The organism is Exiguobacterium sp. s192 (genome assembly GCF_018618795.1).
Taxonomy (GTDB): domain Bacteria; phylum Bacillota; class Bacilli; order Exiguobacteriales; family Exiguobacteriaceae; genus Exiguobacterium_A; species Exiguobacterium_A undae.
Map to the genome: position 1 here is coordinate 129,138 of NZ_JACSMS010000001.1, position 12,566 is coordinate 141,703.

Annotated in this window: 13 protein-coding genes; all 13 read left to right on the forward strand. The window is 49.9% G+C overall.

Annotated elements, in window-relative coordinates; translation table 11 throughout:
- The first annotated feature begins 4 nt into the window (after window positions 1-4).
- The 13 genes from KNP87_RS00580 to KNP87_RS00640 all read left to right on the forward strand — a co-directional run bounded on the left by KNP87_RS00580 (window position 5) and on the right by KNP87_RS00640 (window position 12,517).
- Window positions 5-1,669: a GspE/PulE family protein gene (locus KNP87_RS00580; RefSeq protein WP_214720559.1), complete on the forward strand. Its 1,665-nt coding sequence runs from the start codon at window positions 5-7 to the stop codon at window positions 1,667-1,669.
- Entirely contained in the window at window positions 1,666-2,709 is a 1,044-nt protein-coding gene (locus KNP87_RS00585; protein WP_214720560.1) for a type IV pilus twitching motility protein PilT, read from the forward strand. The genes KNP87_RS00580 and KNP87_RS00585 overlap by 4 nt, the downstream gene beginning before the upstream one ends.
- Before the next feature lie 4 nt (window positions 2,710-2,713).
- Window positions 2,714-3,931, forward strand: a complete 1,218-nt coding sequence (locus KNP87_RS00590) for a type II secretion system F family protein (RefSeq protein WP_028105915.1) — start codon at window positions 2,714-2,716, stop codon at window positions 3,929-3,931.
- Between the two features lie 138 nt (window positions 3,932-4,069).
- Window positions 4,070-4,585 (forward strand): type II secretion system protein, encoded by a 516-nt coding sequence (locus KNP87_RS00595; RefSeq protein ID WP_214720561.1) that lies wholly within the window; start codon window positions 4,070-4,072, stop codon window positions 4,583-4,585.
- Between the two features lie 56 nt (window positions 4,586-4,641).
- Entirely contained in the window at window positions 4,642-5,397 is a 756-nt protein-coding gene (locus KNP87_RS00600; protein ID WP_214720562.1) for a prepilin peptidase, read from the forward strand.
- A gap of 18 nt (window positions 5,398-5,415) precedes the next feature.
- Window positions 5,416-7,158, forward strand: coding sequence for a type IV pilus biogenesis protein PilM (locus tag KNP87_RS00605; protein ID WP_214720563.1), 1,743 nt, complete (start codon window positions 5,416-5,418; stop codon window positions 7,156-7,158).
- A complete protein-coding gene (locus KNP87_RS00610; protein ID WP_028105919.1) occupies window positions 7,155-7,883 on the forward strand; it encodes a hypothetical protein in 729 nt (242 codons plus the stop codon). Before KNP87_RS00605 ends, KNP87_RS00610 begins: the two co-directional genes overlap by 4 nt.
- Before the next feature lie 107 nt (window positions 7,884-7,990).
- Window positions 7,991-8,569, forward strand: coding sequence for a Maf family protein (locus tag KNP87_RS00615; protein WP_214720564.1), 579 nt, complete (start codon window positions 7,991-7,993; stop codon window positions 8,567-8,569).
- A 46-nt stretch (window positions 8,570-8,615) separates the two neighbouring features.
- Window positions 8,616-9,248, forward strand: a complete 633-nt coding sequence (gene radC / locus KNP87_RS00620) for a RadC family protein (RefSeq protein ID WP_174544507.1) — start codon at window positions 8,616-8,618, stop codon at window positions 9,246-9,248.
- A 161-nt stretch (window positions 9,249-9,409) separates the two neighbouring features.
- A complete protein-coding gene (locus KNP87_RS00625; RefSeq protein ID WP_026832425.1) occupies window positions 9,410-10,444 on the forward strand; it encodes a rod shape-determining protein in 1,035 nt (344 codons plus the stop codon).
- A 14-nt stretch (window positions 10,445-10,458) separates the two neighbouring features.
- Window positions 10,459-11,343 carry a rod shape-determining protein MreC gene (gene mreC / locus KNP87_RS00630; RefSeq protein WP_026832426.1) on the forward strand — a complete coding sequence of 295 codons (885 nt, stop codon included), beginning with the start codon at window positions 10,459-10,461 and terminating at the stop codon, window positions 11,341-11,343.
- On the forward strand, window positions 11,336-11,839 hold the full coding sequence (mreD, locus tag KNP87_RS00635; RefSeq protein ID WP_026832427.1) for a rod shape-determining protein MreD: 504 nt from the start codon (window positions 11,336-11,338) through the stop codon (window positions 11,837-11,839). Before mreC ends, mreD begins: the two co-directional genes overlap by 8 nt.
- A gap of 3 nt (window positions 11,840-11,842) precedes the next feature.
- Window positions 11,843-12,517 (forward strand): septum site-determining protein MinC, encoded by a 675-nt coding sequence (locus KNP87_RS00640; RefSeq protein WP_028105921.1) that lies wholly within the window; start codon window positions 11,843-11,845, stop codon window positions 12,515-12,517.
- The last annotated feature ends 49 nt before the right edge of the window (window positions 12,518-12,566 follow it).

The window sequence follows — 12,566 nt, forward strand, 5'->3', positions numbered from 1 at the left end:
GTAAATGGCAATGAAACGGAAACGATTGGGTGAAATGTTGTTAGAAGAAAGTGTCGTGACGGAAGCACAGATCGAGGAAGCGTTATCCGTCAAACGGACGACGGAAAAACTAGGGGATACCCTGCTGCGACTCGGTCATTTGACAGAACAACAATTGATTGAAGCCTTGCATCATCAATTAAAGATTCCGGTCATCCAACTGTACAACTATCCGGTTGACGTGGCGGTCACGAAATTGATTTCAAAAGATCTGGCCCAACGGCATACGCTTGTTCCGGTCTACCGTGAAGGAAACCGTCTATTCATCGCGATGGCCGATCCGATGGATTTGATTGCGATTGACGATCTCCGGCTCCAAACCGGTTTGATGATTGAAGTTGGTCTTGCGACACGTGACGAGATTCGACGGACGATCCTCAAGTATTACGACATCGATTCATCGTTACGGGAATTGCTTGAGTCGGATGAGATGACGATTTCCGATACGTCGCGTGATACGGTGACCCGCGAAGATGCACCGATCATCCGCCTCGTCAATCAGATTCTCGAGAACGGTATCTCCCAACGAGCATCGGATATTCATATGGATCCGCAAGAAACGTCGTTATCGATTCGAATTCGGATCGACGGAGAACTTCGAACGGAAAACAATTATCCGAAACAGATTCAAAACATCCTGACGACCCGGATCAAAGTGATGAGTGAACTCGATATCACCGAGACCCGCTTGCCGCAGGACGGACGGATCAAGTTTCTTTATAATGGCGTCGCCTATGACTTCCGGGTCTCGACGCTGCCGACCGTCTACGGTGAGAAAGTGGTTATCCGGATTCTCGACAGTTCGAATTCGAATATCTCGATTTCAAAAATCGGATTCAGTGAGCGGAATGAAAAACAGTTCCGTGAAATGCTCAAACGTCCAAATGGCATCATCTTGATCACGGGACCGACCGGCTCCGGAAAATCGTCGACGCTTTATGCGGCGTTAAATGGATTAAACGATGAAACGCGGAACATCATCACGGTCGAAGATCCGGTCGAGTATCAGGTCGACGGTATCAACCAAGTCCAGGTCAACTCGAAAATCGGGTTAACGTTCGCCAGTGGTTTGCGCTCGATTTTGCGGCAGGATCCAAACGTCGTCATGGTCGGGGAGATTCGTGACATCGAGACAGCCGAGATTTCGATCCGAGCATCCTTGACCGGTCACTTGGTCCTCTCGACGTTGCACACGAACTCTGCGGTCAGCTCGATCACCCGGTTGATTGATATGGGAGTGGAACCGTTCCTGGTCGCCGCCTCGGTGACGGGACTGATTGCCCAACGTCTTGTCCGCCGGGTCTGCCGCGATTGTGGCGAAGTCCAACCGTTATCGAAACGCGAGGAAGAATTGTTCGCACAAGAAGGGATTGAAGCAACAACCGTCATGCGTGGCCGTGGTTGTTCGTCTTGTAACATGACCGGATACCGCGGACGGTTAGCGATTCAAGAAGTCGTCATGGTCGATGAGGTTTTACGACGGATGATCATGAATCAATCAACGGAGAGTGAAATCACGATGTATGTAAGATCGCAAGGACAACGGTTATTGTTGGCGGATGGTTTGTCGAAAGTTGCCCAAGGCATCACGACGACAGAAGAAATTCTACGGACGGTGATTTCCGAATGAGTACGATGGAACGCGCACAAATCGAAGACATCCTACGGTCATCAAAAGAAAAGGGCGCATCTGACGTCCATTTGACGGCGGGATCACCGCCCGTCTTTCGTGTCAACGGCACATTGATGCCGTTTGGAACGGAAAAAATGAAGCCAATCATCATCGACGGATTCGTCCGTTCGTTGATTACCGAGGAAATGTATCTCCAACTCAAACAAGACCGCGACATCGATTTTTCGTTTGGTGTGCCGGGAGTCGCCCGCTACCGCGTCAACTGTTTTTATCAGCGCGGAGCGCTGTCGATGGCGTTTCGGACCATTCCGACGGAGGTGCCGACACTCGAACAACTGTCGTTACCACCGGTCTTAAAACGTTTCCTGACAAAGCCCCACGGATTGATTCTCGTGACCGGTCCGACCGGTTCCGGGAAATCAACGACCTTGGCTGCAATGATCAACGAGATCAACCAGACGATGTACAAACGAATCATCACGCTTGAAGATCCAATCGAGTATTTGCACAGCCACCAAAAAAGTTTGATCGACCAACGGGAAATCGGAATTGATGCCCCGCGGTTTGCGACCGGTTTACGCTCGGCGCTCCGGCAGGATCCGGACGTCATCTTACTCGGTGAGATGCGGGATCTGGAGACGATTTCGACTGCCGTCACGGCGGCTGAGACCGGTCATTTAGTGTTTGCGACCGTCCATACCTCGACGGCGGCGTCGACCGTCAGTCGGATCATTGACGTCTTCCCGTCGGAACAACAGGATCAAATCCGGGCGCAACTGGCGAACGTTTTGGCCGGCGTTGTCTCGCAACGGCTGATGCCGCGGACGGACGGGACAGGACGTGTTGCCGCCCTCGAAATCATGGTCGAGACACCGGCTGTCTCAAACCTGATCCGGACCGGCAAAGAATATCAGATACAATCGGTCCTGCAGACCGGTAAACAATACGGGATGCAGACGATGCAAATGGCACTACAAGACTTAGTAAGTCGGGGCCTGATCCCAGCATCAGCCGCGACACCTTACATATCGGGGTGAACCAATGGCAGTCTTCATATATGAAGGTCGAACGATGGCCGGTAAACGAAAAAAAGGAAAGATTACCGCTTTAACCAAACGGGAGGCGGCCGAACGATTACGGACCGATCAAATTGCCGTGACGTCACTCGAGAAACAAGAATCAAAAGGGTTAAATACCGAAATTACGTTTTTGACCGCTAAACCGAAAATTGAGCATCTCGTCATGTATGCCCGACAATTCGCGACACTTGTCCGATCGGGCGTTTCGATCGTCAAGGCAACCGAAATCTTGCGGAAACAGACGGAATCGAAACCACTGGAACGGGCGCTCGTCGAAGTCGAGGATGATTTACGGAGCGGGATTCAGTTTTCACAGGCGATCGAGAAACATCCCCGCGTTTTTGATACGTTTTTTGTCAGTATGGCGATGGCCGGGGAAGCGAGCGGAAACTTGGAGGAAGCACTGGATAACATCGTCACCCAGCTGCAGAAGCAGTATGAAATCAAACGGAAGGTCATCTCCGCCTTGATCTACCCGGCGGTCGTCTCAGTTGTTGCAATCGGCGTCGTCGTTTTCTTGATGCTGAACGTCGTCCCGACGTTTGCCTCGATTTTTGATCAACTCGGCAGCGAGTTGCCGTTGATCACCAAAATCGTCGTTGCGGTATCCGACTTTTTTGTCGCCTACTGGTGGGTCTTGCTACTGATTGCCTTTGGGTTGCTCGGTCTGTTGTACTTCAACTTAAAGAATGAACGGCAACGGGTGATCTTTGACCGCCTGATATTAATGATTCCGGTGTTTGGTCCGTTGATTCAAAAATCACAAATTGCCTTGATGACACGGGGACTGGCCGTTTTACTGAATGCCTCCGTCCCGATTCTTGCGTCACTCGACATCACGGAACGAATTGTCACGAACCGAGTCATCCGCAAAGGGATCGCCGGTGCGAACGAAGCGATGTCACGAGGGATTCCGATGCACGAACCGTTATCAAAAAACAAATATTTTCCACCTCTCGTGACGCAGATGATTGCAATCGGGGAGGAGTCGGGACGGCTCGACTCGATGCTGACGGAAGTTGCCGACTTTTACGAAACGGAAGTCGAAACGACGACGGATCGTTTGAAGTCCATCATTGAGCCGTTATTGATCGTCGTTTTGGCCGTCATCGTCGGTGTCATCGTCATCGCGGTTGTTGTACCGATGTTTAAAATCTACTCCGACATCCAAGCCAGTTGACAACTGTCAAAACATTTACCTTTTGTACAAAAAAGTCATTTTCTACAAAAAATATGGTGCTACTATAATAGTATTCATCTGGACAGTATGACCTATACGCCAGTCGCAGTTAAAAAGTACTAGGGAGGAATAGTAAACATGTTAGAACGTATGAAAGAAATCTGGTTAGATGCAAAACAAATGCGCGATGAGCGTGGTTTGACATTGATCGAGTTACTCGTAGTTGTCGTTATCTTAGGTATCATTGCAGCAATCGCTGTCGTCGCCATCGGCGGATTGATCGAGAACTCACGTAAGGATGCGGTTGTATCCGATGCGAAACAATTGGTAGCTGCAGCAAAACTCTATACGTCTGCAAACCCAATGCAACCGGGTCAACAGATTAAGCTTGGTATTACAGATGGTGGTAGTGCAATTCCATCTAAAGACTCTGAAGATGCAAAAGCTAATGAAGATACACTTGATAAGTATATTGATGAAATGAAAGATTCGTTGAATTCAGATGCACCATATGCTTCTTCATATGTAGTTGTAACTGAAAAACAAGGTAAGTTTACTTATGAAGTTACTCTTTTAAGTGCTAAAAAAGGAAATACGTACTTTACTGGGGCTGATCCAGGAAAGTTAAAACGAGCTGGAGTTACAGTAGAATAATCCCCACCCCCATCTCGGGGGTTTTTTTCTGAACTTTTTTAAGGAGGAAATGCACGATGGCTGTCATCTTTACGGTTTATTTTTTCCTGATCGGGATGCTCGTGACCTCATTTACGAATGTCGTCGGTTTACGGGTGCCGGTCGGGGAATCGGTTGTCCGTCCACGGTCACATTGTCCGAACTGCGGGCATGTTCTGGGTCCGCTCGAGTTGACGCCGGTGATCGGCTATCTCGTTTTGCGCGGCAAATGCCGGACGTGTCAGCTGCCGATATCGATCAAGTATCCGGCGCTCGAATTACTCGGTGGAATCCTGTATGCCTACGCCTTTTATCAGTTCGGCTGGTCGATGCAGTTTGTTCTGTCGATTCTGTTGACGAGTCTGCTTAGCATCCTCGTCATGTCCGATCTTGCCTATATGTTGATTCCGAATAAAATCTTATTATTCTTTTTACCGATTAGTCTGATTGTTCGCTACCTTTCTCCCCTTGAGAACTGGTATAATCCAATTATTGGCGGATTTGTCGGCTTCTTTCTATTGTTCGTGATCTTTCTTGCGTCACGCCAAGGGATGGGGGCTGGTGACGTAAAACTATTTGGATTGCTCGGTATTTTTTTAGGACCGTTAGATGTCGTGATTGCGTTGTTCGTCTCTGCTTTTGTCGGCTCGATCATCGGACTGACGTTGCTTGGATTAAAACGGGTCCAGCGGAAACAACCGATACCGTTTGTGCCGTCGATCGCCATCGGGACACTACTGACATATTACTTTGCGGACGATTGGATAAAGCTTTATCTCGATCTGTTCCTCTAGGAAAGGAAGAATCTACATATGCCGCAAGCTAGGCGCAGAGGTACATATATATACTTTAATTTTACGGATGTCGGGATTTTCGGAGCGGTCGTCAAAAAAGGTGTCATCAAACGCCGTGCCGTCGTCTCGCTTCCACCGGGGACTCTCCAGGGCGGATGGTTACAGCCGGAAGCTTCGCTTGATTTGATTTTTGACAGCTTGCTCGCCAAGTTGAAGGTACCCCGCGGTTCCCAAGCGGTCTTGGCACTCGACGGTTCGCTTGTCCTCGCCCGGAAACTCGAAATTCCCGAGACGATCGAGACGAATCAGATTCGCGGGTACTTGTTCATGGAACTTGGACACAGTATCGTCCTGCCGTTTGAAGAACCATATTTCGATTACACGTTACTGGAAGAAGACGGTAAACGGGAAATCATGTTGTATGCCGCTCCAAACGAAGCGTTAAAACAATATATGGAGTTGTTCAAACAAAAACATCTCCGGCTGGTCGCGGCTGAGCCGCAACCGCTCGCGACATTTTTTGGTCTCGACTCGCTTTATGAGGTCGAAGCGGACAGCAATCTGCTGATCTGGAACGTTAATGCGACGAATCATCAATTGATCATCATCGAGGACAAAGTTCCGCGTTTGATTCGTTCCGTCGATACGTTTGTCTCGAATGCCTGGGACGTGGATGTCATCGACGACCGCTTGCATTATCGGTATCGATCGGACGATGCGAACGTCGAAATGATTTTAGAAGAAATGTTGCTCGAATTTTCACGTGTACTTGATTTTTATCGTTTTTCGTTAGCACGGGACGGGCGGGAAATCAGCCGGGTCATGTTGACGGGAGACTTCCCGTTTCAAGAGGAACTGGTCCGCCGGTTTGAAGCAAACTTTGATCTAAGGCTCGAGCAAGTCCCGGATACGCTTGAGCTGACTGGTCAACCGGTTCCAAAAGCTTATCTGCCGCTTGTCGGTCTCGCGACGGTCCATAAAGACCGGATCAATCTGTTGCCGGACAGTGACGTCGCGCCGAAGTTTCCGCTGGTCGCTTCATTGGTCTTGCTGCTGTTTGGCGGAATGATCGGTGGGTATCTCTACTGGCAGACCGATCAATTTGCGGACCGGATGGAAACAGCGAACAATCAAATTCAAATCGTCCGGACGCTCCAGTCCGAATCGGCGCAGTCCGCGAAGCAAGAAGTCGCGCAATTGAAACAGACGGTCGATGACCTTGAAGCGACTCCACGTCCGGCTGTCCCGGCACTCGAACGGATTACCCGGTACTTGCCGGAGCGGGGATACATCCTGCAGTTCGCCTACGCGGCAGATCATACGGTGACGATGAATGCCCAGTTCGAGACACTGGACGAACTAAACGGATTTTACCGTCAATTGTTGACGGATACGGCCTTTACGGGTATCACGTTGACGAGTGTGACGACTAAAACGATGAACGAAGAGGCGGAGGTCGTCACGTCGACGACAGTCGATCCGACGACCGGCGAAGAAATTCCGACGACGACGATCACACCATCGGATGACACGGAGACGGAAGAACCCCGTTACATCGGTCAATTTACGTTGACGGTCGTCCCGGCGGAGGTCATCAAGGGCGAAACGAATCAAGCCGATCCGGATGCTCCAAAAGAAGACGGTACGACGGATCCGGCAGTCGAGCCGGAGTCGAACTCAGATGAGGTCGTTCCGGAAACGACGGACCCGGAACCGGGCGAAGTCGTCTCGACTGAAGTAGAGGAGGTGGAAGAAAATTGAAACGGTATAGTGGTTTCATACTTCTGGCCGTGACGATTTTACTTGTCGTCGGTGGTCTATCCTACTTTGGTTATACGACATATACGACGTATCAAGAACTGAATCGAACGGAAGCGACGCTCGAACGGGAACAGATGGCACTCGAAGCCGCGAAGGCGAACGAGCAGAAAGTCGATGTCGCGGAGTCGAGTTTCCTCCAGAAACAAGTCCCGGTCTTGCCGGCGAATGATGATGTCCTCGATGCCATCAATGCAGCGAGCCAGATTGCCGGTGTGAAAGTACAAGCCATTACATTTGGTGCGGCAGGGGCTGAAACACCAGCATCACCCGTCCAGTCGACGCCAGTCGTTGACGGGGCGATGGCGACGGAATCGGAAACGGAAGCTGCCGAGACGGCAGAGACGCCGGTCGCGGCGACGACTGCAACCGCTTTGCCGGCTTCTTTGACCGTGGAGGCGCCGTCGTATCTTGAATTGATGGCGTTCCTGAAGCAAATCGAACGAACGGACCGGATCACGATTTTACGGCAGATTCAGCTGACAGGTCCGGATGAACCAGGTGCAGGTAGTCAGACGATCGTCTTAGAGGACGAGATGATGTCGTTTACGGTCGAAATCGAAAGTTACTACCGTCCGGATTTGACGCAATTGATTCCGGATAAGAAGACGCCGTTACAGGAGACGACACCAAAATCCGATCCCTTTGTCGATGTCACAGGTAACTAAAGACGAGGCAAGTGTTTCTCCTTCTCGGAGAAGCACTTGTTTTTCGTTATACTGGAAGTTGATTGCAACAAGGCAGGTCGAAAAAATACGAAAAGAGCGTGATACTGATGTTAACGCAACACCACTTGATTCTGGCTTCCGCGTCTCCGAGACGGACTGAACTATTACGACAGATCGGTGTACCGCATACGGTGCGGCCGGCCGATGTACTGGAAGAAGCCCCTTATCCGATGTCTTCCGAGGATTACGTGATGTATTTGTCACAAAAAAAGGCACGCGCTGTGGCACAACCCGGTGAAGTGATCTTGGCTGCGGATACGGTTGTATCACTGGATCACCGGATCCTTGAAAAACCGGCGGACCGGACAGCTGCCCTTGAGATGCTACGGTTGTTGTCCGGGCGGACACATGAAGTCGTGACCGGGGTGACGATTTTAACGGACGAGCGGGAAGAGACGTTCACCGTGACGACAAAAGTCCGTTTTTGTACGATTCCGGAAAGTTGGATGCTGTCGTACGTCGCGACCGATGAACCGTATGACAAGGCCGGTGGATACGGCATCCAAGGCATCGGCGGACTGTTCGTTGAGGCGATTGACGGCGATTATTATAATGTCGTCGGCTTACCGATTAATCCAATCAGCCGTCGTCTCGATACGCTGGGAATCAAACCGATGTTTGCGTAATTCCTCGTCAGAAAGGTCGGATGTAGTGATTGAATGGCCAAAGGATATGGTTCAACTCAAAGGGTTGGCACAGGCGACGACGGTCGAATTGTTGGCGTGTCTCGTTCGAAGCGGCACCCGGAACCGGGGACCGCTCGAAATCGCGGAAGAACTGCTCGACATCTACCCGTCCTTGATCGAACTCGAGGCGGCGGGTGTCGGCGGGCTTGAGAAAGCACCCGGTGTCGGAAAAGCCAAAGCGTTGCAAATCATGGCCGGGCTTGAGCTCGGACGCCGGCTCGTCACCGAACCGAAGTGGGTTCGCCCGGTCGTTCGTTCACCGGATGATGCGGCAGAATTATTGATGGAGGAGATGCGCCTGTATCAACAGGAACATTTCATCTGTCTGTATTTGAACACGAAAAACGAAGTCATTTCCAAAAAAACGCTGTTTATCGGCGGTCTCAATACGTCGATCGTCCATCCCCGCGATATTTTCCGCGAAGCCATCCGCTGTTCGGCGGCAAGCTTCATTGCCGTCCATAATCATCCATCGGGTGACCCGACACCAAGCCGGGAAGATATCGAGGTGTCGGAGCGGATGGTCGAGGCCGGAAGATTGATCGGAATCAGCTGCATCGATCACCTCGTCATCGGGCATGGACAATTTATTAGTATGAAACAGCGGGGATTTATGTAAGAATAACGTCTGAGGGGGAAGTCTGTTTCCCGACCTCAGGCGTTTTTTCTTATGAATCAATAAATGAACTGTAAACAAGCTGTAACGTTTTAACGCTTTCCAAGGAAGGCTTTTCCGTTATAATTAGTGAAGTGTATTCTCAGAGAGGGGTTTTTTGAATAATGTTTGGATCATTTAGCCGTGAAATCGGCATTGACTTAGGTACGGCAAACACGCTCGTTTATGTGAAGGGGCAAGGAATCGTCGTGCGCGAACCTTCCGTTGTCGCATTCCGTACGGATACAGGAAAGATTGAAGCAGTTGGTAATGCTGCGAAGAACATGATTGGACGGACACCGGGGAACGTGACGGCACGACGCCCGATGAAAGATGGGGTTATCGCCGATTATGAAACAACGGCTACGATGATCAAATACTTCATGGACCAAGCAACAAAGAAAAAAGGATTGTTCTCATCAAAAACGAACGTCATGATCTGTGTACCAAGCGGTATCACATCGGTCGAAAAACGGGCGGTTGAAGATGCAGCGAAACTTGCTGGAGCGCGTGAAGCGTATACGATCGAAGAACCGTTCGCAGCAGCAATCGGAGCCGGTCTCCCGGTTTCAGAACCAACCGGATCCATGGTCGTCGACATCGGTGGCGGTACAACAGAAGTCGCTGTCATTTCACTTGGTGGGATCGTGACGAGCCAATCGATTCGTGTCGGTGGAGATGAAATGGACGAGTCGATCATTCGTTACATCAAATCAAAATACAACCTGATGATCGGAGAGCGGACGGCAGAGACGTTGAAAATGACGATCGGTTATGCCCGTATCGATGAAGAGTCAGAAAACGAAACGATGGAAATTCGTGGACGTGACCTTGTCACAGGACTTCCGAAGCAGATTGAAGTGACAAGTGCAGAAATTTGCGACGCGTTATCCGATACGGTGGATGCGATTTTAGCAGGCGTCAAACATACGCTGGAACAGACACCGCCGGAATTGTCAGCGGATGTCATGGATCGCGGAATCGTCTTGACAGGTGGCGGTGCCCTCCTGAAAAACTTGGATTCAGTCATTGAAGACGAGACACGCATCTTGACACTCGTTGCGGAAAACGCGCTCGATTGTGTCGCAATCGGTACAGGTAAATCACTGGAGATGATGAATGTATTGCGTTCGAAATCAGGCATCTCACAAAAAAGATAAGGACGGGATGAGCGATGAAGCGATTTTTAAATAATCGAAAACTGCTCATCACACTCCTTAGTTTTCTCCTTTTGGTGATTTTAATCGGGATTTCGCTTCAGGGACGTAACCAAACCCACTGGTATCAAAGTTTTGTCCGCGATACGGTGGGGGTCGGGCAACGTCTGTTTGCGACACCGATTGGCTGGATTGATGATACGGTCACTTCGGTTAAAGAAGTGCGCGATGTGTATAAGGAAAATGAGTATTTAAAATCACGACTGGGGGACTATGCGGGAAATTCCGTCAAGGTCCGTGACTTGGAACGTGAAAATGAAGAATTAAAAGACATGTTGAACTTAAAAGGTTCGATTCGTGACTATACATTACTTCCGGCAGAAATGATCGGTCGGACGTCATCCGAATGGCAACGATTCGTCACGGTCAACATCGGAAAAGAACAAGGTGTCAAAGCCGATATGGCAGTCGTGACAGCAGACGGACTGATCGGTCGCGTCATTCAGACGAGTGCCTACACGTCGCTCGTGCAACTACTGTCTGATACAAGCCGGACGAACAACGTCTCCGCTGTTGCGGATGATACAAAAGGCAAAGGGGTATTCGGAACGATCGAAGGATTTGATGAAGAAACGAATCTGTTGAAGTTCACGAAGATTCCAAACGATGCCAAATTAAAAAAAGGTCAGACGGTGACGACTTCTGGACTTGGCGGTAAATATCCAAGCGGAATCGTCGTTGGGAAGATCGAACAGGTGAAATCGGATCAATACGGTGCTTCGAAAATTGCATACGTCAAACCGGCAGCAGACTTCGAACAGTTTGGTCACGTTTTCGTGATTCAACGCGAAGCGAAGGAACCTTTCGCTGAGACCGACAAGGGAGGGGACACTAGTGAATAACATCAAGTTGTTTTTCGCCGTGTTCCTTCTTTTTATCTTGGAAGGGACGCTGTTTGCGGGTCCGCTCGGAGACGGTTCTCCGTATGCCGTGCACGTGACGCTGATTGCGCTGATGTTCTTGGGACGATACGGCAGAATCGAACAGGCACTTGGTTTTGGTCTGTTATTTGGTCTGTTGTATGATTTCGTCTACTCGGATATCATCGGAATTTATTTATTTGCACTATCAGCCATTCCGCTTTTTAGTAGCTTCGTGCTAAAATATGTAAAGGAGAACGTATTAACGATTATCGTCACCTTTACGTTCAGCGCTATTTTGTTTGAACTGGATATCTATTTCTTTACGGCTTCGGTCGTCGGTGTCGAGGTTCCCTTCAAGGAGCTGGCGACACAAATCATTCCAAGGAGTCTCATTGCCCAGTTGATTGGAATCATCGTGTTGTATTATCCGATGACGCGTCTGGTGCAATCCACATTTGATGAGAAAAGAGGATGAGTCATGATTGAGCGTAAGCGTTATGTAACGATGAAAGGTCATCGTGGTGGCCTCGCCGTCTATGTAAATGAAAGGTGCAGTGTGGATGAATTTCTTGACGATTTAGAATTGACGCTTGCCGACAAATCCGTCGAGAACGGACGCGCCGTGCCGATTACCTTCTTCTTCGGTCGACGGTATGTCGACGAAGGCGTTGTGACGGCCGTCGAATCCATTGTTGCGCGTCATGATTCATTTTCGTTTAACGGTTATGACAGTGATTGTCTGACCAAAGATGAAGCGAAGGCGCTCTACGGCGAACGAACGTTTCATTACTTTGGCGGAACCGCCCGCAGCGGTCATGTCGTCGATGTCGAAGGATCAATCGTCGTCATCGGTGACATCAATCCGGGTGCCGTCGTACATGCGACCGGCAGTATTTATTGTCTCGGCGCGTTACGGGGAACCGTTCACGCAGGGAAAGGCGGAAATCAGCAAGCGGTGATTGCCGCAAGTATCTTACAACCCAAATGGATTTCCATTTCCGACTTCGTTTATGAAGATCCGGATGATGCGCCGGTAAAAGCGCTAGAAATGGGTTGTGCTTTTGTAGGAGACACCGGGGTTGAATTTTCCCGTCTTCAGACCGTTCCGCTCGCGCGGATGGATCAGTTTGCGATTGATAGTGAAAGAGGGTGACAGATATGGAACAAGTGAAAGAACAGGTACATAGAGATGCGGCGACGCA

Excerpts from the sequence above, each read along its gene's own strand:
- KNP87_RS00580 (WP_214720559.1), top strand. The coding sequence starts at position 5 with ATGGCAATGAAACGGAAACGATTGGGTGAAATGTTGTTAGAAGAAAGT.
- KNP87_RS00585 (WP_214720560.1), top strand. The coding sequence starts at position 1,666 with ATGAGTACGATGGAACGCGCACAAATCGAAGACATCCTACGGTCATCA.
- KNP87_RS00590 (WP_028105915.1), top strand. The coding sequence starts at position 2,714 with ATGGCAGTCTTCATATATGAAGGTCGAACGATGGCCGGTAAACGAAAA.
- KNP87_RS00595 (WP_214720561.1), top strand. The coding sequence starts at position 4,070 with ATGTTAGAACGTATGAAAGAAATCTGGTTAGATGCAAAACAAATGCGC.
- KNP87_RS00600 (WP_214720562.1), top strand. The coding sequence starts at position 4,642 with ATGGCTGTCATCTTTACGGTTTATTTTTTCCTGATCGGGATGCTCGTG.
- KNP87_RS00605 (WP_214720563.1), top strand. The coding sequence starts at position 5,416 with ATGCCGCAAGCTAGGCGCAGAGGTACATATATATACTTTAATTTTACG.
- KNP87_RS00615 (WP_214720564.1), top strand. The coding sequence starts at position 7,991 with ATGTTAACGCAACACCACTTGATTCTGGCTTCCGCGTCTCCGAGACGG.
- radC (WP_174544507.1), top strand. The coding sequence starts at position 8,616 with ATGGTTCAACTCAAAGGGTTGGCACAGGCGACGACGGTCGAATTGTTG.
- KNP87_RS00625 (WP_026832425.1), top strand. The coding sequence starts at position 9,410 with ATGTTTGGATCATTTAGCCGTGAAATCGGCATTGACTTAGGTACGGCA.
- mreC (WP_026832426.1), top strand. The coding sequence starts at position 10,459 with ATGAAGCGATTTTTAAATAATCGAAAACTGCTCATCACACTCCTTAGT.
- KNP87_RS00640 (WP_028105921.1), top strand. The coding sequence starts at position 11,843 with ATGATTGAGCGTAAGCGTTATGTAACGATGAAAGGTCATCGTGGTGGC.